The sequence below is a fragment of the Archangium sp. genome, assembly GCF_057119385.1.
The window spans coordinates 12,680-36,115 of the sequence record NZ_DBNGVP010000161.1; the positions used below are offsets into that span (position 1 = coordinate 12,680).

At 71.2% G+C, this 23,436-nt stretch carries 2 protein-coding genes (1 of these 2 running past the window's edge); both read right to left on the bottom strand.

The annotated features are described in order from the left end of the window. Positions 1 to 14,055, bottom strand: a complete 14,055-nt coding sequence (locus AC16DP_RS39055) for an SDR family NAD(P)-dependent oxidoreductase (protein ID WP_329728803.1) — start codon at positions 14,053 to 14,055, stop codon at positions 1 to 3. Next, a protein-coding gene (locus AC16DP_RS39060) for an SDR family NAD(P)-dependent oxidoreductase (protein ID WP_414640714.1) crosses the window boundary here: on the bottom strand, positions 14,052 to 23,436 show its 3' portion. 7,619 nt of this gene lie beyond the right edge of the window; 9,385 of the gene's 17,004 nt are visible here — the last part of the coding sequence; its start codon lies off the right edge, out of view; its stop codon occupies positions 14,052 to 14,054. Before AC16DP_RS39060 ends, AC16DP_RS39055 begins: the two co-directional genes overlap by 4 nt.

The window sequence follows — 23,436 nt, forward strand, 5'->3', positions numbered from 1 at the left end:
TTACCTCTGTCCAGCAAGGGGAGACACCGCGCCCGCGAGTCCTTCCCGCGTACGCGTGAGATGTTGCACCAGGAGTCGATTCGTCCGTGCGGCGGCGGTCAAGGGCAGGAAGTGTCCGGCTCCGTCGAGCTCGACGAGCTCTCCGCTCGGCAGCACGGAGCCGAGTGCCCGTCCATGATCCGGGGAGAGGACGCCATCCCGGTTGCCCACCAGCACCAGCGAGGCCGCGGAGATCCGCCGCGCCATCTCCCGGGTATCGAAGCTCGCGAGCGCGGCCTGATACGCCCCGAGCGCCTCTCGCGACGCACTCGCCTGGAGCAGGCTCGCGGTGTCGACGTCGCGTCCGAAGAGATCCCTCAACGTGTCCTGGTGGGTGGTCAGCTCCTCGGCGATGTGGGGGGCCTTGGATTGATACGCCTCGGCGAAATGCATGGCGGTGCTCACCAGCGTGAGGGAACGGATGCTCGGCTGGTGCTCGCTCGCGAGGAGCTGCCCGAAGCAGCCTCCCAAGGACCAGCCGACCAGGTCGAAGGGGGCATTCACCCCGGTGCGCTCGAGCGCCTGGAGCAGATCGCGCGTCCAGCCGGTGAAGGACGCCCGGTCGGCGTGGAAGGAGCTCCGGCCGTGTCCGGCATACGAGGGGATGACGATGCGGCGATCCGCGGCGAAGCCCTCGATCTGCGCCAGCCAGATGACCGGGTGGGTGTTGAGCGGGGGCAGCAGGACCAGGGGCTGCCCGGAGCCGATCGAATAGACATCCACCTGACGCTGTGCGTCCAACCGCACCAGCTCGTGCCGGGGCTCGGCCTCGGTGATCCGCCGGACACGCTGGAAGAGCACCTCATCGGCCTGCGTGCCGGAGACCTCCACCCGGGCGGGCTTCTCGTCCGTGCCCCGGGCGGCGAGGAAGGCCGCCAATTCCGCGAGCGTGGGTTGCTCGAAGAGGAGATTGGGCGGGAGCGGCCCGAAGCGCTCACTCAAGGGCTTGAGCACCTGTGTGGACACCAGCGAGTCGACACCGAGTGTGGCGAAAGGGGTGTCATCGCCAATCTGGCTCTCGGGGATCATCAGGGCCTCCGAGAGCTGCGCACGGACGAACGCGTGGTCCTCCGGGCTCGCCATCGCCGCGGGAGGCGGAGCGGCCGGGGCCTCGCGCTCCGTGCGTGGCAGCGTGGGCGGCACTGGCTCCCGCGGACGGGAGGGCGCCGAGGCCACGAACACCGCCGCGGCGAGTGCCTCCGGTGGGAGACGGCTCGCCGTCTGGATGCCCTCGAAGCCCAGGGCACCGAGCAGCCGGGTCCAGGCCTGGGGCGCGAGCAGGGGAGAGCCCGGGATGCGGCGCTCCTCGTCCTCATAGGCCCACCAGCCCTTCGTCAGGCCGAACGTGATGGTCGCGTAGTCCTCGCGCCGGACGAGTTCGTTCACGATCAACAGTCCTCCGGGGCGCAGCAGTCGCCGGACGTGGCGCATCGTGACCTCGATGTTCTTCGTCGCGTGCAACACGTTCGTGGCGAGCACGACGTCGAACCCGGCGGAGTCGAAGCCCTGCGGCTCGGGGTCCGTCTCGATGTCGAGTCTGGAGAAACGCAGGTACGGGCGTCCGTTTCCATAGGCCCGTTCGCCGTGACGGAGGAAGTGGCTCGAGATGTCGGTATACACATACTCGAACCCGCCCGGGAGGGAGACCTGGTCGAGACACGGCAGGACGGCGGACGTGGTCCCTCCGGTGCCCGCTCCCACCTCCAGCACCCGCCGGGCTCCCAGGCGTTCCACGGCACTGCGGACGAAGGAGGCCACCAGCGCGTTGTGATGATCCACGACGGCATTGCCGCGGTAGACCCCTTCGACGAGCTGGGTCGAGCCTTCGGGGAACATCACGCTGACGGGATCCCTCGTGCCGCAGAGTACCTCGGGATAGGCGTCGAGGCACGCCGAGAGGAGCGCGCGGTGGGGCCGGATGGCGGTGTGCTGGTCATCGAGCGCGGTGAGTTCGAGCCGTGCTTGCGCGAGCGTCGGGATGGTCGCCGGGCCGGAGGCAATGCCCTCGGCCGTGTGGGTGGCGAGCCCCGCCCGGGTGAGCGTCTCGAGCAGGAAGCGCACCAGCCGGTGGTGGGCGGGGGCGATCTCCGCTTCCCGCAGAATCCGCTCCACCGGACGGGCCCGCGCGTCGAGGATCCCCATGGACACCAGCATGGCGGCGAGCGCACGCCGGGCGCTGACCTCAAGCGCCTGGAACGGCCCTTCGAGCGCGCGCAGCTCCGCGCCTCGCGCGATGAGGGCGTCCGCATCCGAGAGCACCGCGGCGATGGGCGAGGAGGGCACCTCGCGCACCGCCTGCTCCGCCTCGGGGACGAGGCGCCGGACCGAAGCCCAGTAGCGCTCTCCCTCGAAGGGATAGGTGGGCAGCGGGATGCGGCGGCCGGCGATACGGTCGAACCTGCACGGTACCGCTTCCATGTAACGGCGGGCGTTCTGGCTCTCGTTCTCGAGCCCCTCGCCGGCGAGAAGCTTCCCCTCGGGAGCGGAGGCCGCGAGGGCCTGCTCGAGCAGCCGAGACAGCTCGCCGCGCGAGCGGAACACGAACGCGGTCCGGCGCTCGAAGTGCTCCCGGCCCCGGTTGGCCGTGAAGCACAGGTCCGCCAGCTCGAACCCGTCCCGGCCCGACACGAAGGCGTGCAGGTCGCGCAGGCGCTTCACGAGCGCCGTCCCCGTCCGGGCCGACACGAAGAGCTCGAACACCTCGGGGCCCGCCGAGGGGCGCTCGCGAGGGGGCGCCTCCTCGAGGACGACGTGGGCGTTGGTCCCGCTGAAGCCAAAGGCGCTGATGCCGGCCCGCCGTCGGGCCGTGTGCGTCCGGGGCCAGGCCTGGTTCGTCCTGGGAATCACGAACGTCGATGGCGGCAGCTCGAGCAGGGGGTTCTCCCGCTCGAATCCGGGTTGCGCGGGGATGCGCTCGGCCTCGAACGCGGTGAGGACCTTGGCCAGGCTCACGAGCCCCGAGGCGGGCAGCGCGTGGCCCACGTTGGCCTTGACCGCGCCGAGCACGCAGGGGTGGGCCCGGGGCGAGGCACCGAAGGTGTCGAGCAGCGCGCTCACCTCGATGGGATCTCCCAGCCGCGTTCCCGTGCCATGCGTCTCGACGTAATCGATGGTCTCGCTCGTGACCCCCGCCCGCCGGTGCGCGCGCCGTATCAACTCCGCCTGTGACGTGGCGCTGGGGGCGGTGATGCCGTTGGTCCGGCCGTCCTGGTTGATCTCACTTCCCAGCACGACGCCCAGGATGTTGTCTCCATCGGCGAGCGCGCGCTCCAGGGGCTTGAGGACCGCGACGGCGACGGCCTCCGCGGGCACGAAGCCGTTGGCGCGGGCGTCGAAGGTGAAGCACCGGCCCTCCGGAGAGAGCATCCCCGCCGTGGTCGCGAGCTCGTGGAACTGGGGCGTCGAGAAGAGGGTGACGCCACCGACCAGCGCCACCTCACTCGAGCCGGAGCGCAGGCTCTCGCAGGCGAGGTGGAGCGCGACGAGCGACGAGGAGCACGCCGTGTCGAGCGTCACGGCCGGGCCGTGCAGATCCAGGGCATACGCGACGCGCCCCGCCAGCATGGCCTCCGAGTTGCCCGTGAGCAGGTAGCCCTCGGGCTGCGCGCCTTCCCGTTGACGCAGGAGCTCCCGGTAGTCTCCCGGGAAGGCGCCGACGAAGACGCCGCACGCGCGGCCACGAAGCTCCGCCACCGCATACCCGGCATGCTCGATGGCCTTCCAGGACTCCTCCAGCAGCAGGCGCTGCTGGGGATCCATCAGCAGGGCTTCGCGTCCGGAGATCTGGAAGAACCGGGCATCGAACCGGGCCACGTCGTTGAGGTAGCCCGCGGGATGGCGGGCCCCGTTCCCCTCGCCTCGGGCGGCTGGCCTGGGTCCAACGAGCACGCGTCCCTCGCCGAGGGCGCGCGACAACTCCTCCACGCTGTTCGTGCCCGCGAAACGGCCGGAGATGCCAATGATGGCGATGGGGGCGTCACCGCGTGCGCCGGAAGGAGGCGCCCGGGGTGCTGGGTTCTCGCTGCTCACCGGGCTCACCGGCACGGCGGGTGGCTGCTCGTGAGCGGGAGCATGGGCGGGCACGGCCTCCTGCCGGGGCGGGAGGTTCACCGTGCCACTCAGGAGGTGGTCGGCCAGGGCATTCACATGGCCGAAGTTGTAGAGGTCCGTGGCACGGAGGCTCGTCCCGAGCGCGCGGTTGATGCGCGTGATGACGTCGACGGCGAGGAGCGAGTCGATGCCGAGCTCCACGAACGGCTGATCGAGGGCGAAGCGCTCCGGAGGGAAGCGTGTCGCTTCGGCGAGCGTGTTCACGATGGCCTCGATCACCTCGCCCCGCATGTTGCCTGGGGGCGGGGGGGAGCCACTCGATGGCGAGGACGCAGGCACCCGCACGTCCGTATGGGGGGGCGTGGCCAGGGGCTCCGGACGTCTGACCTCCTGGGCCACTCCTCCCGTCTCGAACCGGCGCTCCGCCGCGAGCACGCGCTGGCCTCCCAGGGAGGGATGATCGTGCGTGACATCGACCACCGAGGCGAAACCATTCGACTCCAGCAACGCCCGCCAGGTGGACGCCTTGGCCAGGGGCCCACCCGGCTGACGAAGCGCGACATCCTCGTGCTGCCACCAGCCCTGCGTCAGGCCGAAGGTCAACGTGGCGAACTCGAGATCGGTGGTCACCTCCTGAAGGAGTAGGACGCCGGAGGGCCGCAGCAAGCGGGCGGCATGGGAGAGCGTGACCGCGAGCGAGCGCGTCGCGTGAAGCACGTTGGTCGCGATGACGATGTCGGCCGTCCCCTCCAGCTCAGGGGAGGGCGGAGCCTCGATGTCCAGGCGCTCGAAGAGCACGCGGCCGTCGGGGCGTCCGAATCGCGACCGGGCCCGCGTCAGCAGGGTGTGGGAGATGTCCGTGTAGCGGTACGTCCACGGGAGCCCCGAGGGCAACGCCTCGAGGACGTGCCGGCTCGTTCCTCCCGTGCCCGCGCCAATCTCGAGCAGCACCACGGGTCGCTCCTTCGCCCGCGCCTCGACGAGCGCCCTGGCCACGTTCGCGATGGCCCGCCCGCCATGGTCGACGACGGGGTTGCCCGTGTAGACCCGCTCCAGGAGGTCCGCCGAGCCTCCCGGGAAGAGCACCGAGGCGGGATCGAGGCGTCCCGACAGGACCTCGGGCAGCTGGGGAAGCGTGGCCTCGAGCAGCGCGACATGGGGCGTGAGGCTCGGGAACCTCGACAGCAGCTCGTGCTTCGCCGGTTCCAACTCCGGGCCCCTCGCGAGCATGGAGGCGATGCACGCCCACAGACGCTCGTACGCCGGAGCCACGGTGATGCGGTCGCGCAGTTCGTCCGGGTTGCGGAACCCCGGCAGCACCGCCTGGAACGTGCGGCGGAGCGACGCGCGCGTGAACGCGCCGAGGGCCGCCTGGGCCTCCGCGTCGCGGCTCTCGAAGCGGCGGATCTCCTCGGGCAGTGCGTGCACGACCTCCACGAGGCGTGGGGCCGGCACCCACTCCGTGCGCGACCCGGACTGTGGGGGCTCGATGCCGAGCGGCCCCTGCGCCTGGGGAGTCGCGCGGACGACGAGCGCCCGGGGAATGCCCGCCGAGACGAGCCGATCCAACGCGCCGAATCCGTCCTCAGGCTCGATCGAGCCGATTCCGAGGCGGGCGAGCCGATCGCGAATGGCCTCGTTCGCCACGACGCCCACCGAGCCCCAATACCCCCAGTCCACCGTGACGACGCGGGTCGCCGGGAGCTCTGTCTCGGCCGCGCGTGCGAGCGCGTCGATGAACGTCGATCCGGCGGCGTAGTTCGCCTGCCCGCCATCCGCGCGCGTGGCCTGCGCGGAAGAGAAAAAGAGCAACCGCTTGGGCGGGCTCGCGCGGCAGGCCTCGAGGAGCGCCATGCCCGTCCTGGTCTTCGCCGAGAGCACGTCCTCGAGCGTCTCCAGGTCCATGGAGCGCAGGGTACGATCCCTGAGCACGAGCGCGGAATGCACCACGGTGTCGATCGGACCGAGCTCGGCCCTCGCCCGGGCCATCGCTCCCGCCAGCGAGGCGCGATCCCGGGCATCCGCGCGCAGGTAGAGGACGGTATGTCCCTGGCCGCGCAGCCGCTCGAAGGTGCTCTTCGCCCGCGCATTGGGCTCACTGCGGCCCACGAGCGCGATGCGTGCGGGCCCTTGCCGTGCGAGGTGCTCGGCGAACGCGAGCCCCAGCCCTCCCGCGCCTCCGAGCAGGAACGTCGTTCCATACCCACAGCGGGCCTCGCCCCCGGGGATGTCCAGCATCCGCCAGGCGCGCCGCAGGCGCAGGCGTCCGGAGAGACGGGTGAGGGCGCCTTGTGGATCCGCGGGCTCGTCCAGGAAGGACTGCAGACGCTCGGCCCTCTCCTCGGGCTCCACGAGCTCCGCCCAGGGGACGTCGGCACACACCACCGACCACGCGGGGTGCTCCTTCGCGAGGGAACCCACGAAGCCCACGAGGCTCGAGGACCCGACAGCGGTGGAGGCGGATGCGCCTTCCACATCGTTCACCAGCACCCGCAGCTCGAGGGGCTCGCTCTCGAAGCCGTAGCGGTGCAGCGCCTTGACCAGGTGGAAGAGCGCGTGGATGCCCTTGCGCTGGCTGTTCGCGAGCTCCGCCTCGCCGAGCGAGACGAGCGGTGTGGCATCCAACCCGGAGAGGAAGAGCACGCTCGTGGGCGCGCGTGCCTGCAACACGGCGGAATCGAGGGAGACCGGGTCGAAGTGGTCGACGAAGAAGACCTCGGCTCCGGGCAGCCGGCCCGCGACAACCCGGGCCAGCTCCGCGTGCTCTGGAGCGTGCACCACCAGCACGCGTCCCGGCCTCCGCGCCGTGGGGGGAGGCGGGGGCACGCCATGCCACACGGGCGTGGCCACGACGAGCTCGGGTCCTCCGGTCTCCGGGCGTGCGGGGGCCCGCGCCGACGCGGGGGGTTGTACGCTCTTCACCGCTTGCCGCTTGGGGGCGGGCACATCCACCCAGTGGGGCGTCCGCGCGAACGGATAGCCCGGCAGGCGGATGCGTCTGCCGGAGAAGGGCGCCTTCGGCAGCTTGTAGCCCCGGGTGTACAGGTCCCCGAGCGCGAGAAGCTTGCGCGAGCGCACCTCGCCGGCAGCCGCCGCGAGTTCCTCCGGGAGTCGTGCGTGCAGCTCGTCGAGGACGGGAGAGGTCTCGCGGGGCGCCCCCGAGAGGAGGCGGGGGTGCCGGGTACCGTGGACGAGGGCCTCAAGCGCTCCTTCCAGCTCCTCGCGCGTGGAGGTGACGATGGCGGCCCGGAAGTCATCGTGGTCGCGGCCCATGGCCAGGGTCGTCGCCACGTCCAGCATCGGGACGTCCGGGTGGGCCCGGAGGAAGCGCAGCAGCCCGGAGGCCCGTGACAGGAGCGCCTCGGCCGACTTTGCGGAGAACGCGAAGAGCGCCAAGCCGGGCATGTCCGCGCGTTCCCGCCGCAAGGTGGCGGGCGCCTCCTCGAGGAGGACGTGGGCGTAGGTTCCACCGAACCCGAACGAGCTCACGCCCGCGCGACGCACCCCTGGCTTCCCATTCTCCTCGGGCGGGCGCGGCCATGGCACGAGCTGCTCCGCGACGCGGTAGCGAGTCTTCGCCAACTGCAGGTACGGATTTGGCGGCGAGGAATGGAGGGAGGGCGGAATCTCTCCGTGCTCGAGCGCCATCATCGCCTTGAGGAGCCCCGCGATTCCCGCGGCGGGCTCGAGGTGGCCGATGTTGCTCTTCACCGAGCCCATCCAGCACACGGGCCCCTCGGGAGCGCCGTCTCCCAGCGCGGTCCGGATGGCCTCGACCTCGATGGGATCTCCCAATTCCGTTCCCGTCCCGTGGAGCTCCAGATAACCCACGGAGGCCGGATCGCACTGGGCGGCCTCATAGGTCATCCGAAGCAGGGCGGCCTGGGCCTTGGGGTTGGGCGCGGTAAGCGACTTCGCGCGTCCGCCGTGGTTCACGCCCGCCGCCCGGATGACGGCGCGCACGGGATCTCCATCGGCCAGGGCCCTCGCCAGCGGCTTGAGCACGACGACGCCAACCCCCTCGCCCTTGACGTAACCGTTGGCGCGAGCCGAGAGCACCTTGCACCGGGCATCTGGGGAAAGGATGCCCATGGCCTGTGTCACGGCGACGGTGTCGGGCGAGAGCACCAGGCTCACGCCGCCCGCGATGGCGAGCTCACACCGCCCCGTCCGCAGGGCGTCGATGGCCCTCGCGACGGCGACGAGTGCGCTCGAGCACGCGGTATCCACCGCCTCGCTCGGCCCGTGGATGTCGAGCCAATGGGAGACGCGGTTCGGAAGCATCGCGTGCGCGTTGCCCGTGGCAGCGAACGGATGCATCACCCCCGAGGCCGCCACCAGCGAGCGGTAATCGTCGAACTGGACACCGGCGAAGACGCCCACGGAGCGTCCGGCGAGCGTCCTCGGCGCGATGGCACCGTTCTCGAGCGCGTGAATCACCGTCTCCAGGAAGAGGCGGTGCTGGGGATCGAGCAGCGCCGCCTCGGTAGGCGACATCCGGAAATAGTCGGCATCGAAGCGGCGAACGTCATCGAGATACCCTCCCTGCCGGGGCAGGGTGGGATGGTCCTCGGCGTTCCATCGGTCCGCCGGGACGTCGCGGATGAGGTCATTCCCCTCGCGCAGGTGGGCGAAGAACGCCTCCAGGTCGTCCGAGCCAGGGAACCGGCCGGCGGCGCCCACGATGGCGATCGCATCCTCCTGTTCGAGGAGAGCGGACGCGGGGACCGGAGCTGGAGTCAGAGGCACGGCCGGCTCCCGAGGCACGGACGGAGAAGACGGCTCTCCGGCGCCGCCACCGGCCGTGGCCATCGGGACCGCGAACGCCCGGGCGAGCTCCTCGGCGTGTTGGAATTCGAAGAAGGCTCCAGGGGCCAGGGCGATTCCCAGCTCGCTGGAGAGCACGGTGGCCAGCTCCTTCAAGCCAATGGAGTCCAACCCCATGTCCGCGAAGGGCGTGGTGGGTTCGAGCTCATGGAGAGGAATCTTCAGGTACGTGCTCGCATGGCGCAGGAGTGCGGCGACGATGTCCCGCTCGTTGGTCCGCACGGTCTCCAGGAGGGGCGCCTCGGCGGCGGAGGGGGCCTTGGGCGCTACGGGAGCCGGCCGCGAATCCGCCGGGCTCCTGCCCATGAGCAGTGCCTCAATCCGTCCGCGTTCCCCCGCGACGACGGCGACCTCGGGCTGGCCGCTCGCGAGCAGTCTGCCGAGCGCCTCGAGCCCAGCGCCCGTCGGCAGGGGCCGCAACCCGTACCGCTCCTCGAGTGCACGCTCCGTCTCGGGGTCGGCGCGCATGCCTCCCTCCTTCCAGAGGGGCCAGTCGATGCAGAGCGTCGTTCCCCGGCGCCGCCCCTGGCGTACGGCCTCGAAGCGCTCCTGGGCGAAGCCCGCCAGGTACCCGTTGGCCGCGGCGTAGACGCTCTGTCCGACTCCCCCGAGGTGCATGGCGAGCGAGCCGAACAGGACGAAACATTCCAGGGGCTCATTCGCCGTGAGCTCGTCGAGCCAGCGCGCCCCGTCGATCTTGGGCGCGAGCACAGCCGCGCGCGCGGTGCCGTCGAGAGTGGACAGGATCCCATCGCGTTGGACACCGGCGGAGTGGAACGCCCCGGCGAAGGGGCCCACGCGTCTCCGCTCCTCCTGGAGGACCGCCTCGAGAGCGGTGCGATCCGAGACGTCACAGCGGACGTAGCGCACGTGCGCATCGTCTCCGAGCTCACGCAGCCGCGCCAGGGCCTCCGCTCCGGGTGCGGAGCGGCCCAGCAGCAGGATCCGGGCGTCGAAGCGTTGGCGCAGCCAGGTGGCTACATGGAGCCCGATTCCGCCCAGGCCTCCCGTGAGGATCACGTGGCCGCCGCGGGGAAGCTCGAAGCGCGCCCCCGTCCCGAGCGGCTCGTGGGGCTTCAGTCCCAGGGTCCACCGCGCACCATCCTTGACCCGCACCGCCGGGCCCCAGCGACGCTCCGGTCCAAAGGCCGCGACGAGCGCACCCAGGGCCTCGAAGCGCCCGCGCGCCTCAAGATCGGCCACGACGAGCTCCCGTGAGCGCTCGCGTCCGATGACTCTCGCGAGCGAGGAGAGCGCGAGCGTCCACCGCTGACGCGACGCCTCCGGTGCCACCGGCACGACGAGCCAGCGCCGGATGCCGGGCCACCGGTCGAGGCTCGCCTCGAGTTGCCCCAGCACTCCCTGGACGGCGTCGGCCGAGTCATCCGTCGGAATCGGCAGGCGCACAACAGCGAGCTCCGCGGTGGCATGCTCCTCAGGAGACACGAGCTCATGCTGTCCCGCGAGGCTTCGCGACAACAACGGCGCCGGTTCGATCACCATGACGCGGCGGCGTTCCTCGACGCTCGCGTCTTCCTCCACCTTCCAGACCGGGACGAACTCGTGCACGGAATCTCCAGGCCGCTCCGCGCTCCGGACGGGCACGGGCGTGCTCGGGGGCCGCACTGACGTCTGGAGCCAGTGGCGCTCCCCCATGAAGGGATAGGCCGGCCACTCGAGCCGGCGGCCTCCTCGGATCACGTCATCGATGCCCCGGGTGCTGTCGCGCACATAGGCCGCGACGAGTTCCTGGAGCGCTCTTCTCGCGCTCGCGGCGTCTTCCGCCCGCTCCGCGGAACGGGCGAGGAGCGAGAGATCCTCGTCACGCTTCGGCCCGGTGGAGGCCGAGGGATTCGCCAGCCATGCGCGCATCGCCGCCACGAGCTCGTTCCGGGAGCTCGCGACGAAGCCCACGCGGCGCTCGAAGTGCTCCCGGCCCCTCGCGAGGGTGTGGGCGATGTCGACCAGCGCCAGCTTCTCGTCCTGGCAGCGGGCCATCGCGCGCTCCATCACACGGACGAGCGCGGCGTCGGTCCGGGCCGACAGGAGGAAGGGCAGAGGGCGGCCATCGTCGACGGAGGGCCGCACCCGCGCCGGGGCCTCTTCGAGCACCAGGTGGGCGTTGGATCCGCCCGCGCCAAACGAGCTCAGACAGGCCCGGAGGGGTGCATCACCCCACCGGCGCCACGGCTCCTCGCGGTGCACGAGGTAGAAGGGCGTGGACTCGAGCTCGAGCAGCGGGTTCTCTTCCTCCGCGTGCAACGTCGGCACGAGCGTCTCGTGCTGGAACTGGAGCAGCACCTTGGTCAGTCCCGCGATGCCCGCCGCGGACTCCAGGTGGCCGATGTTCGACTTCACCGAGCCAAGCGCGCACCGCTGGCGCTCCGCCCCCTCGAACGCCAGGGAGAGGCCCCGCACCTCGATCGGATCACCCAGGGCGGTCCCCGTTCCGTGTGCCTCGACATAGCCAATCTGCCCCGGCTCCACGTCCGCCCGTGCCAGCGCGTCGCGGATGACCTGGGCTTGTGCCGTGGGGCTCGGAACCGTGTAGTGGTTGGTCCGTCCCCCGTGGTTGAGCGAGGAGCCGCGCAGCACCCCGATGATCTGGTCACCATCCCGCATGGCGTCGGCGAGCGGCTTGAGGACGACGGCCCCGACGCCTTCTCCCGGCACGTAGCCGTTCCCACCGCGTCCGAAGCTACGGCAGAGCCCCTCGGTCGACAGGAAGTGGGCCTGCTCCAGCAGGACGTACTTGCTGGGATGCGACATCACGTTGACGCCACCGGCAAGCGCCATGCGGCACTCCCCCCGGCGCAGGGACTCGGCGGCGAGGTGGATCGCCGTCAGTGACGAGGAGCACATGGTATCGACCGCCATGCTCGGTCCCGTCAGGTTGAGCACGTAGGAGACGCGATTGGCGATGGATGCGAACGAGGAGTCGGTCGGCGTCGGGCGTTCGGTGCCCCAGGTCTCGGCGCCGACGAGCTGGTAGTGCCCGAACATCGCTCCCACGAACACACCCACCGAGCCATTGAGCCGCTCGATGGCCCGGCGGGTGATGGCCGCGTTATCCAGGGCCTCCCACGAGACCTCCAGGAACAGCCGCTCCTGGGGATCGATCCGCTCGGCCTCCCGCCCGGAGATGCCGAAGAAGCGTGCGTCGAAGCGAGCGATATCGTCGAGAAACCCCCCGCGGGCACGCCCGGTCGAGAGCTTCACGGGAGGCGAGAAGCGGCCCTCGGGCACGTCCGTGACGAGATCCCGCCCCGCGCGGAGGTTGTCGAAGAACACCGCCAGCTCGGGAGATCCTGGATAGCGGCCCGCGATGCCGATGATGGCGATGGGCATCCGTGCGTCCACCGGTCCGGGCCGCTCCTGGGACACGGCCTCGTCCACGCGCTGCTCTCGCGCTTCCGGAGCGGGCGGCGGCCGGGACGGCTCCACGAGGGCCATGGCGGCCTCGCGCCGGGTCGATACCAGGTGGACCGCGAGATCGCGCGCCGTCGTCCACTCGAAGAAGAGCGTCTTGGGGAGACGGCCGAAGTCCCTCTCGAGGTCCTCCACCATGTTGACCGCCGTGATGGAGTCCACGCCGTAGCTGTCGAAGCTCTTCTCCGCGCGCACGTCGGACGGATCGAGCCCGAGGCGGGCGACGAGCACCTCCGCGATGCGCTGCTCGACACGGGCCTGGGCCTCCGGCGCCTCGCCCGGGGCAGCGAGCGTGCTCGTGACCAGCACGGGGGCTTCGGCGCCCAGCCGTTGCAAGTACGGGCCGAACTTCGAGGCGTCTCCGTAAGCAACGGCCCACGCGCGTCCCTGTGCCCCCAGCGAGGCATGGAACAGCTCCAGCCCGGCTTCACCGGGCATGGGGAGCAGTCCGAGGCCCTGCGCCCGCGACGCGGCTCCGGTGCTCATCCGCAACCCATCTCCCTGCCATTCGGGCCAGGCCAGCGACAGGAAGTGGGTTCCCCGCGGATCTCCCGCCCGGGTCTGGATCCAACCATCGAGCAGCGCGTTCGCCATCGCGTAGGCCGTCTGTCCCAGGTGTCCGAGCACGCCGGCGAGCGACGAGAAGGCGACGAAATGCGTGAGCGCATCCGCCTGGGTGGCCTCGGCCAGGTGGAGCGCGCCCTGGAACTTCGCACCGAAGGCCAGGTCGAAGCTCGAGCGCGTGACGTTGCGGAGCAACCCATCCTGGAGCGCGGCAGCTGCGTGCACGACGATGTGGATGCCACCGAGTTCCCGGCGGATGGCCTCCGTGGTGCGCAGGACGTCCTCGCGGTCGCGGATGTCACAGGTGAAGCCCCAGAGCCGTCGCTGATCCACGAACGAGCTGTCGACATGCCGACCCACCAGGGCCACGCGCATGCCGCACCCGGCGAGCTCCTTCGCGAGGAGCCGGCCAATGGCGCCAAATCCTCCCGAGACGAGGGCAACACGCCCCTCCAGGCTGGCCCACTCCGGGGTGGGAAGCGGCGGAACCGGCTTGAGTGTGCGCACCAGCCGGCGTCCCGCGAGCTGCCGGACTTCGACGTCCCCGGTCATCAACTCCGCCAACAGCGCGGACGAGTCGGGCGTGGCCGTGATCACGGCGCGGAGCGAGCACAGGGGATGTTCGCTCTGGACCGTTCGCGAGAGCGCGCCCAGGGCCCGCTGGAGCATGGGGGCGATGGGCACATCGGGCAGGACGATGAGCACCCGGCACGTGCGCTCGCCGCCGCGCGTGAGGCGCTGCACGCGCTCGACCAGCTCGAACAACAAGTCCTGGAGGTGGGCCGCACCCGCTCCCACGCCCGACGGCCTCGGAACGGGCGGAGCGATGACGACATCGAGCGAGGGAGCCTGTCCGAGCTGCTCCTCGGCCGCGTGGGAGCCGGCGAATGGGGCGGCCACGACCCTGATGCCGTTGCACGCCCTGACGAGCATGTCCCGGCGCGTGGGCTCGTCGTCGAGCAGCAGCAGGGCCGCAGCGGCCTGGTAGGGCGGGGGGGCCGGGGCCTCGGACCAGGCATCACCGTAGAGGGCCGGGCTGGCGGCCAGTGAGGCGGTCGCGAGCTGGTCGAGCGCCTCACGCGCGGCGGCCATGGAGAGTCGTCCCTCACCCAGGTGGGTGAGGATGTCGCGGATCTGGTTCTTCATGTTCCTTCCACCGTCCTCGTGCGCCCCGGGCCTCGCGTCACCGCGAGCGCATTCAGGAGGTCTGTTGCCTTGTCGAGATCGATTGTGCCGCGCGTGAAGAGGGCGAGCACCTCTTCGGTACGCTCGGGGCCGGGCCGGGCCGGGGCCGGGGCCGCGATGTTGCGCACTCCGAGACCGTGAAGCTCGAGCACCACCGCCCCCGTGCCGTCGACGACGGTCGCGTCGAAGGAGCCGTCCGTGCGCCGCTGGGCGGTCACGGTGAGCTCGCCAGAGGCCACCGCGCCGAACACGAGGCTCTCCGCCGTGAAGGGGACGGCCGTCGAATGGCCGTCGGGCTCGAAGCCGATCAACGCCTGCAAAGTGCCGTCGAGCAGGGCGGTCCTCGGGCAGGGCGCGTCCGCCGGAACGAGAAGGGTACCGATGACGGCCGCACCTACCTTCTCCAACTTGTAGAGGACCCGGAGCGAGCCGCCATAACGGACGCGACGCCCGTCGAACCGGCGGTAGATGTCCTCCGCGCCGAGCACCCACGCCCTGGCCGGGGAGCCGTCGCGAGAGGGTGCCCTGGGCGGACGCGCCGTCGGCGGTGTGCCCGCCTCGAGGGTTCCACGCGCGAAAACCTGGCCCGCCGTGGAACGCACCTCGAGCGAGGCACTGTCGTCCGCAGTCCGGCGGATCTCGGCGACGAGACCCGTGGTGTCGGCCTCGTGGATGGGACGCAACCACGTCCAGGCACGCATGCCCACGTGTCCAGTGGCGAAGAGTCCGCCCAGGGTCTCGGTGGCGCAGGCGAGGAGCCAGGCTCCGGGCAGCGAGGGGACTCCATCCACGATGTGCTCGGTGAACAGCCGCGAGGGCGGTTGGAGTCTCACGCTCGTCTCCACCCAGTCGACCTTCGCGAGGGCCGGTCCGCAGCCTGACGCGGGGACGACGGAGAGCGGCCGCGCCGGGGGGACGAGCCAATGCTTCCTACGGGTGAATGGGTAGGTCGGCGGCAGCAGCAGCCTGAACTGGCCCCGAGGGTGGAGGCGTGAGAGATCGACGCGGCCGCCCCGCACGAAATGCGCGGCGCAGTCCTTGAGCCCGGCGTGCTCGAACGAGCCTGGGGTGAGTGCCGGTGCGTCGCGAAGGCCTCGCTCGGGCGTCACGACATCGCGCGCCGCGAAGCTCAGCAGCCGCTCGCGCAACTCCCGCATGCTGGAGACGACGAACGCCGCCCGGTAGGTGAGGGGCGTGCGGCGGGTGTTGAGCGTTCCCGCGACGTCCATCAGCTGCGACTCCTCAAGCCCCTCGAGCCAGCACCCCAGGCGGTGCGCGTGGGTGACGAGCGCCTCCTCGCTCTCCGCCGACAGGGTGATCAGCACGTGCTCCCGGGAGGACACGGACGACGAGAAGTCCGGCCTGGGAGGCTCCTCAAGGATCACGTGCGCGTTGGCCCCCCCGGCTCCGAACGAGCTGAGGCCCGCCCGGCGAGGGGCGGGCTGGCCACTCGAGAGGGGCTTCACCCACGGCGTCGGCTCTCCGGGCAGCCGGAAGGGCGTCTCCTCGAGCTTCAGGTGGGGATTGGGCGGGTGGGCACGCAGGGTGGGCGCGATCTCCTCGTGCTCCAACTGCAGCAGGACCTTGAGCAGCCCCGCGAGCCCGGCGGCGGACTCGAGGTGGCCCACGTTGCTCTTGAGCGAACCCAGCCAACACGGACCCTGCTTGCGCGCGTACCCGAGCGCCAGTCCTCGCAGCTCGATGGGATCGCCCAGCTCCGTTCCCGTGCCATGTGCCTCGACGTAGCCGATCGTCTCGGGATCCACCGAGGCGCGCGCGAGCGCTTCGGCGATGACCTTGCCCTGCGCGGTGGGGTTGGGCACGGAGTAGCCACTCGTCTTGCCCCCCGCGTTGATGGCCGTGCCGCGGATCGTCGCGAGGATGCGATCTCCCGCGGCCAGGGCGTCCCGGAGGGGTTTGAGGACGGTGACCACGACGCCCTCTCCATCGACGAATCCGTCCGCGCCCTGTCCGAAGGGACGCGAGGTGCCTGATGGCGAGAGCATCCGCATCGAGCACAGCCGCGAGAGCTGCCGCGGGTGGATGATCAGGTTGACGCCTCCGACCACGGCCATCTCGCACTCGCCCCGGCGCAGGCTCTCACACGCCAGGTGCAGCGCGGTGAGCGACGAGGAGCACGCGGTGTCGACGGCGAGGCTGGGGCCGCGCGCGTCCAGGAAGTACGAGAGCCGGTTGGCGATCGACCAGTGCGCGGAGTCCGCGTTGTTCGGCTGGCCCTGGAGGGCGTGCTCTGCTCCCAACCACCCGTAGCCGTGGTTCATGACGCCCACGAACACGCCCACCCGTCCGTCAGCGGCGGCGATGGCGCCTCGCGTCACCCCCGCGCGCTCGAGCGCCTCCCAGGACACCTCGAGGAACAATCGCTCCTGGGGATCGATGATGGCCGCCTCGGCGGGCGGAATCTGGAAGAAGAGCGCATCGAAGCTCGAGATGTCCTCGAGGAACCCCGCGCGGTTCACGTACCGGTGGCCGGGTGTACGTCCCGAGGGATCCATCCCTTCCGTGGGAGACCACCGCGAGCTGGGTGCCTCGCTCACGAGATCGTGCCCTTCTCGCAGATGCGCCCAGAGCTCCTCCGGCGTCGATGAGCCCGGCAGCCGGCAGGCCACCCCGACGATGGCGATCTCCAGCGGTTGGGAGCCCGGATGCTCGGTGGCCGGTTGCCCGGAGGCAACCCGTACCGCCACTGCCTCCTCACGTGCCGCCGGTGCCTCCGCGTGGGCGGACGGCGGCGGGGGTTGCGGTTCCGGCTTCGGCTCCTCGGAGACGAGCCGTGCCAGTGCCTCCGGCAGGGGCCGCTCCAGCGCCAGATGGGCGGCGAGTCTGCCGAGCGTGTTGTGCTCGAAGAGGAGCGTCGAGGGGAGCTCTCCGAAGATCCGCCGCAGGGGACGGAGGATCTCGATGGAGAGGAGCGAGTCGATCCCGTAGGCATCGAACGTCGTCTCGGTATCGAACGCATCGGCCGCGAGGTCGAGGGACTCGCCCAGGACGGAGCGCAGGTGCGCCGTCACACGCTGGACCGCGCGGCCGGGGTCCTGTGGGGCGGAGGCCCGGGTCTGCCCGGCCTCTGGGGACGCCGTGGCGAGGGTCCTCGCGAGGCTGAGCACGGGGGACTCGTTCACGGAGAGCTCCGCTCGCGCTGCCACGAAGATCTGACTTCCTCCGAGCGGGGTGGCGAGCACCCGACGCGCGTCCGCGAAGCCACTCGTCCCCAGCAGCGAGAGCCACGCCTCCTCGTCGAGGAGGGGAGAGGCCGGAGAGCGGGCGGCATCGCTCGGCCACCACCCATCCGTGAGCCCGAAGACGGCGGTGAGGAACAGGCGCGGCGAGACGGCCTCCCCCAGCACCAGCCGGCCTTCGCGGCCCAGTAGGGCCCGGGCCCGGAGCAGCGAGCGGCGGACATCGGTGGTGGCGTGGAGGACGTTGGTGGCCAGCACCAGGTCCTGCTCGCCCGGAGTGAGCGCCGGATCCACGGGCTCCTGGTTGAGGTCGAGCCTCGCGAAGCTCATGGGCGCGGGCGTGTTCGCGAAGGCCCGCTCCGCGCGCTGCAGGAACGCCTTGGAGACGTCGGTGAACGTGTAGCGGGCCTGGATGCCGGCCCGCTCGATCGCCGCGAGCACGACGCGGGCGGTGGCCCCCGTGCCCGCTCCCAGCTCGAGGATCCGGACCGGATGGGCATGGCCCCGCGCCAGTTTCACCACCTCGGCCGCGAGCCGCTCGTTCAATGCATCGGCGGCCGGGTTGCCCCCGTAGACGCCCTCGAGCAGCCGGGCCGAGCCCTCGGGGAAGAGCACGCTCAGCGCATCGCGCTCGCCCGCGAGCACCGCGGGGAACGCGTCCGCGACACGCTCGACGAGTTCCACGTGGGGCGAGAGCCAGGGCCAGCGCGCGCGCAGATCCGTGGCACGGAGGGACGGCACGGCGCCGGCCGCGGTCCGCAACCGGGGCGCCAGCGCCTCGGCGAGCCGTTGGTGCCGGGAGACGACGGGACGAAGCCAGCCCGTCCCGTTCCACATGCCCGCCGCCACGAGCCGCTCGACGAGCAGCGCTCCACAGAGCGCGTCCAGCGCATCGAACGGCTCCGCGAAGTCATCGGACGAGGCCGGCGGCTCCGCCGTGGAGGGCGCCCCCAGGTGGAAGCCCAGGCGCCGCGCCGCGTCGCTCGTGAGGCGCATCGCGAGCACATGGGCGTGCGGGCCGTCGGCGATCCGCTCAAGGGTGGCGAATCCTTCCTCGGGCTCGATCGACAGGATTCCACGCCGCGCGAGCCGCTCACGAATCTCGGGTTGGGCGACGATGCCCACGCCCCCCCAGTACCCCCAACCCACGGACAGCACCCGGCGCTGGGGCGTGTTGGCGCGCTGGGCTACTCCATCCTTGAAGGCACACCCCGCCGCGTAGTTGGCCTGCCCCGCGTCTGCGAGCACGCCCTGTGCTCCGGAGAAGAGCAACACCGTGTGCACGGGCTCCCGCGCGAGCGCTCCCAGGAGGTTCACGGTCCCGAGTGTCTTGGGCTCCAGGGCCTCGCGGAACGCGGTCTCGTCGAGGTTGGCGAGCGTGCGATCCCTCAGCACGAGCGCCGCGTGCACGGCCCCGTGGATTGCTCCGAACCGGGCGCGGATCTTCCCGAGCGCGTCGTCGAGCGATGCCCGGCGCGTCACGTCGGCGCGCACGTGCAGGGTCATCGTCTCCGTGGCGTCGATCTCGCGCAGCCGGGCCCGGACGGAGGCGGAAGGCTCGTTCCGGGAGAGGAGCGCGACGCGCACCCCCGCGCGAACGAGCCGCTGGGTGAGCTCAAGCCCGAGTCCGCCCGTTCCTCCCACCACAACGACCACCTCACCCGCGATGAACGGGGCACGGGACGCGGTGGGGAGCGTCCGCTCCACGATGCGCCGCGACAGCCGCTTCCCGTCCAGCAGCAGGGCCGGGGTCCCCTCGGGATGGGCGGGCTCCGCCACGAGTGCCCGGGCCACGTTTCCGGCCTCCGACGCCCAGGGGGACGGCACGACGTCGACGATGCTGACGCGGTAGGTGGGGTGCTCCTTCGCGAGTGTCTGCCCCAGCGCCACGACGGAACAGGCCGCCGGACGCACGAGGGTCCCTGGCGTGGCGGCGTGCGCTCCGGTCACCGGGACGAAGACTCGCAGCGCGCGATCGCGGTGGCCGTAGCGGTGGAGGCTCTTGAGGAGCCGGAAGAGCGCGAGCGGTCCCCGCTCCTGCTCGAGCCGGGTGGTGTCCTCACGCAGCTCGGCACCCTCTGGATCGTAGCCCCCCAGGAAGACGAGGGTGTCGAGCGCTGGGGTCTGGAGCACCGCGGTATCGAGGGAAACGGGATCGGTCTCCGTGACCTCGACGATCGTCGAGGAGGACCATTCGCGCCGGAGCGCGGCCACGAGCGCGGGGGTCCTCCCCGTGTGGGCGATGAGGGCGCAGCCGGGCGTGGTGCGTTCCGCGGGCGTGGAGACGTCCGCCGGGGACTCGGCGAAGGTGGTCACGAAGGTCGACATCCGGACCGGACGCTCCGCCCGGAACGAGACGCCCCGCAGCAGGATGCGCGCCGTGCCATCGGGCAGCGTCAGCGCGACATCGAATCCGGTGGCCGAGCGCTTCCGGGCGATCGCGCGCATCTGCGGCTGCACGGGACCCAGGAAGGAGACCCGGTCCACCGAGAACGGCACGAGCGGCTGCTCATCCCCGAAGACCATGAGCGACTGCAGGGCTCCATCCAGGAGCCCCGCGAGCTGGTCGAGCGGTGTGGCCGCCCCCGATTCGAGCTCCGTGACGGCCACGTCCTCGCCGAACGAGATGCGCGAGATGGTGCGGAACGTCGGGCCATACTCGAAACCCCAGCGCGCGAACCGCTCGTAGACCTCGGCGGCCCCCAGGCTCCGTACGAGGAGGCCCGGGGGAGGCATTGCCTCAACGGTGTCCGGGCCGCCCGGAGCCACCTGCCGCGCTTCGAAGAACGTTCCCTCCGCGGTCCGTCCGACGAGGACTCCCTCGCGGCTCCTCTCGAACTCGAGGCGCAGGGGCTGATCGATGAGGACCGGCCGCATGAACACGGCCTCCGAGAGCCGCGCGGGCCCGGTCTGATGGGTCATCCACCAGGCCAGCGAGAACACGCCCGGCAGACGGTTGCGCGCCTGGATGCGGTGATCCCGCACGATCACCGCCTGGGGCGTAAGGGGGCAGCTCGCCAGCTCGCCCATGGCGCTGTCCTGTCCGGTGCCCCTCGGGCCGTCTGGCGGGGGCTCGTGGGGGGCCGTGATCCACGCCGTGGTCGGCTCGAAGGCATACGGTGGGAGCGGGATGCGCTCTCCACGCGTGTCCGCGAAGAGCGCGCGGACGTCGAGCTCCGTGCCCCGGCTCCAGAGTTCTCCGAGCCGCTCGAGCATGACCCGGCGCGCCACGCCATCCGCCTCCCGCCGCACGGCATCGACGAGGGTGGTGGCGGAGAGTTGTCCCGTGGCTGGCTCCCGGCTCTGCGGCGGTGGCGTGAAGCCCTTGAGCTGGGCGTGGAGCTCTTCCAGACTGCCGGCGACGAAGGCCGCCCGGCAGGCGTGATGGTCCCGTCCCTGGGCCAGGGTGAAGGCGATGTCCCGCAGACGCGCGTCGGGATGCTGCTCGATCCAACGGGCGATCCGCCCGGCGTACCGCGCGAGCGCCTGAGGGGTCTTCTGGGACAGGAGCACGAGCGACGCGCGCGCGGGCGTGTCCTCTTCGGGGCGCCGGGCGGGGGCCTCCTCGAGGAGGACGTGCGCGTTGACGCCGCCAAAGCCGAAGGAGCTCACTCCCGCACGCCTGGGCAGCTCGACTCCACCCGCATCGCGAGAGGCCTTCCACTCCTCCGTCGTGCGCTGGATGTAGAAGGGGGAGGTGTCCAGCTGAAGGTAGGGATTGAGCTCGTCCGCGTGAATCGTCCTGGGCAGGACGCGCCGCTCGAGCGCCTTCACCATCTTGAGGATCCCCGCCATGCCGGCCGCGGGCTCCAGGTGACCGAGGTTGCTCTTCACCGAGCCGATGCCACAGGTCTTCTCTCCCTCGGCCCAGCGTCCCAACTCCGAGAAGGCCAGCTTGAGCCCCTCGACCTCCACGGGATCACCCAGCTCGGTTCCCGTGCCATGCGCTTCGATATAGCCGATGGACCGGGGATCGATGTTCGCGCGGCGCATGGCGGACTGGATGAGCTGTGCCTGTGCCCGGGGGTTGGGCGCGGTGAGCGCGGAAGCGCGCCCGCCGTGATTGACCGCCGTCGCGCGAACGACCGCGCGAATGGCGTCGCGCTCCCGTAGCGCCCGCTCCAGGGTCTTCAGCACGAGGACCGCGGCCCCTTCTCCCTTCACGTACCCGTTGGCCCCCTTCGCGAACGCCTTGCACCGGCCGTCCGGAGACAGGATGCCCATCTGGGCCGTCGCGGTGAACGTCCGGGGATCCAGCATGAGGGAGGCGGCCCCCACGAGCGCCACGTCACACTCGCCATTCTGGAGGGCGAGGCTGGCGCGGTGCAGCGCCACGAGCGAGCTCGAGCAGGCCGTGTCGATGGTCTCGCTCGGTCCGTGGAGATCGAACATGAACGAGATGCGGTTGGCCCCCATGGTGTGGGCATTGCCCGTGGTGCGGTACGGGTGCATGACGTCCAGCAGCCGTCGCTCGTATTCATGGAACTGCAGCCCCATGAAGACGCCCGTGGACGTGCCCGCGAGACTCGAGGGCGCGTAGCCCGCGTCCTCGAGCGCCTCGTAGGCCAGCTCGAGCAGCCAGCGCTGCTGCGGATCCATGAGCTCCGCCTCTCGGCGGGACAGTTTGAAGAAGGCGAAGTCGAACCGGTCGATGCCGTCGACGAAACCGCCCCAGCGCGACACCTCGGCGTCGGTTCCCCGCTGCACGGCGGGCAGGGGCCAGCGCTCCGGAGGAATCTCCCGGATCAGATCATCCCCGTTCGCGATGTGGTTGAAGAAGGCATCCAGATCGCTCGAGCCCGGGAACCGTCCCGCGTAGCCGACGATCGCCAGTGCCCCCGGCGCGCCGGGTCCGCTCGTCGGCCGCTCGTCTCGTGGCGCCACGGCCTCGATGCGCGGGGGGGGCGCGGCCGGCCGGGTCACGAGCCCCTTGTCGAGCAGGTGCTGCGCCACCGCTTCGGCGGTGGTGTGCGTGTAGAAGAGGCTGGGCACCGTCTCCACCGAGAAGTGCTGGTTGAGCCGGTCCGAAAGCGCCTTCATCGACACCGAGTCGAAGCCGAGTTCTCCGAACGTCGTGTCCCGTGTGATGTCCTCGGGGCGGATCTTCTGGATCTCGCTGATGAAGCGGCGCAGCACTCCCGCGACCTCCTCCTTCTCGTCAGGCGCCCGGGGAGCCGAGCTGGCGGTGGGGACGGCGGAGCGCTCGGCGGATGCGAAGGGGTTGTCGAGCGCGCGGGCGATCTCCTCCGCGCGTCCCACCGCGACGACGAAGCGCGACGACGTCGTCCCGCGGATGGCCGCACCCAACACGGCGACCGCGGCCTCGTCTTCGAGGAGCCCGAGCCCGAACGTCTCCATCAGCCAGTCGCGGTATCCCGCCGCGGAGCCATTGACGCGCTCCACGTCACGGCGGAAGAGGGGCCAGCCGATGGCCACTGAGCGTCCCCGGCGGTTTCCGCGCTCGACCTCCGCGGCGCGCGTCTCCACGAAGGCCTCGAGCGCGGCATTGGCGGCGGCGTAATCCGTCTGCCCCGCGAAGGGCAGGCTCGCCGCGATGGAGGAGAAGCACAGGAAGTACTCGAGCGGTTCGTTCCGGGTCGCGTGATCCAGCGTCTCCGCGCCAGCCAGCTTGGGCCGGAGCGCCCGGGCCCAGCTCTCCGGGGTCTTGGTCTCGAAGAGACCGTCATCCCGCCCGCCCGCCAGGTGCAGCACGCCACGCGGGATGCCAAACCGGGCCCTGGCCTCTTCCAGCGCGGAGCTCACCCCCGCGAGGTCGGAGACATCCACGGCGCGGTACAGCACGTGCTCCCGGGGCAGCTCCTCCAACTCCCGGGACACCTTGTCCGGCGAGGAGCGCCCGAGCACCAGCAGGGACTGGCCGTCCGCGAGCACCTGCTTCGCGAAGAGGCGGCCCAGGCGGCCCAATCCCCCTGACATCACGACGAACCCGCCGGAGGTAGTGGCTGGCTCCACCTTCGTGAGATCGAACGGTTTCCATTCGCGCCGCGAGGCCGCTCCGCCGGTGCGCCGCACGAGCACCGTCTGGGGCCGAGGCAGCGAGAGCTCGTGCAGCACGTACCCGGCCGTCGCATCGCTGGCGGGGCTGTCGTCCCACAGGACGCGCACGTCGGTGGTGGGACGC

Coding starts and splice junctions, on each gene's coding strand:
- AC16DP_RS39055 (WP_329728803.1), bottom strand. CDS start 14,055: ATGAAGAACCAGATCCGCGACATCCTCACCCACCTGGGTGAGGGACGA.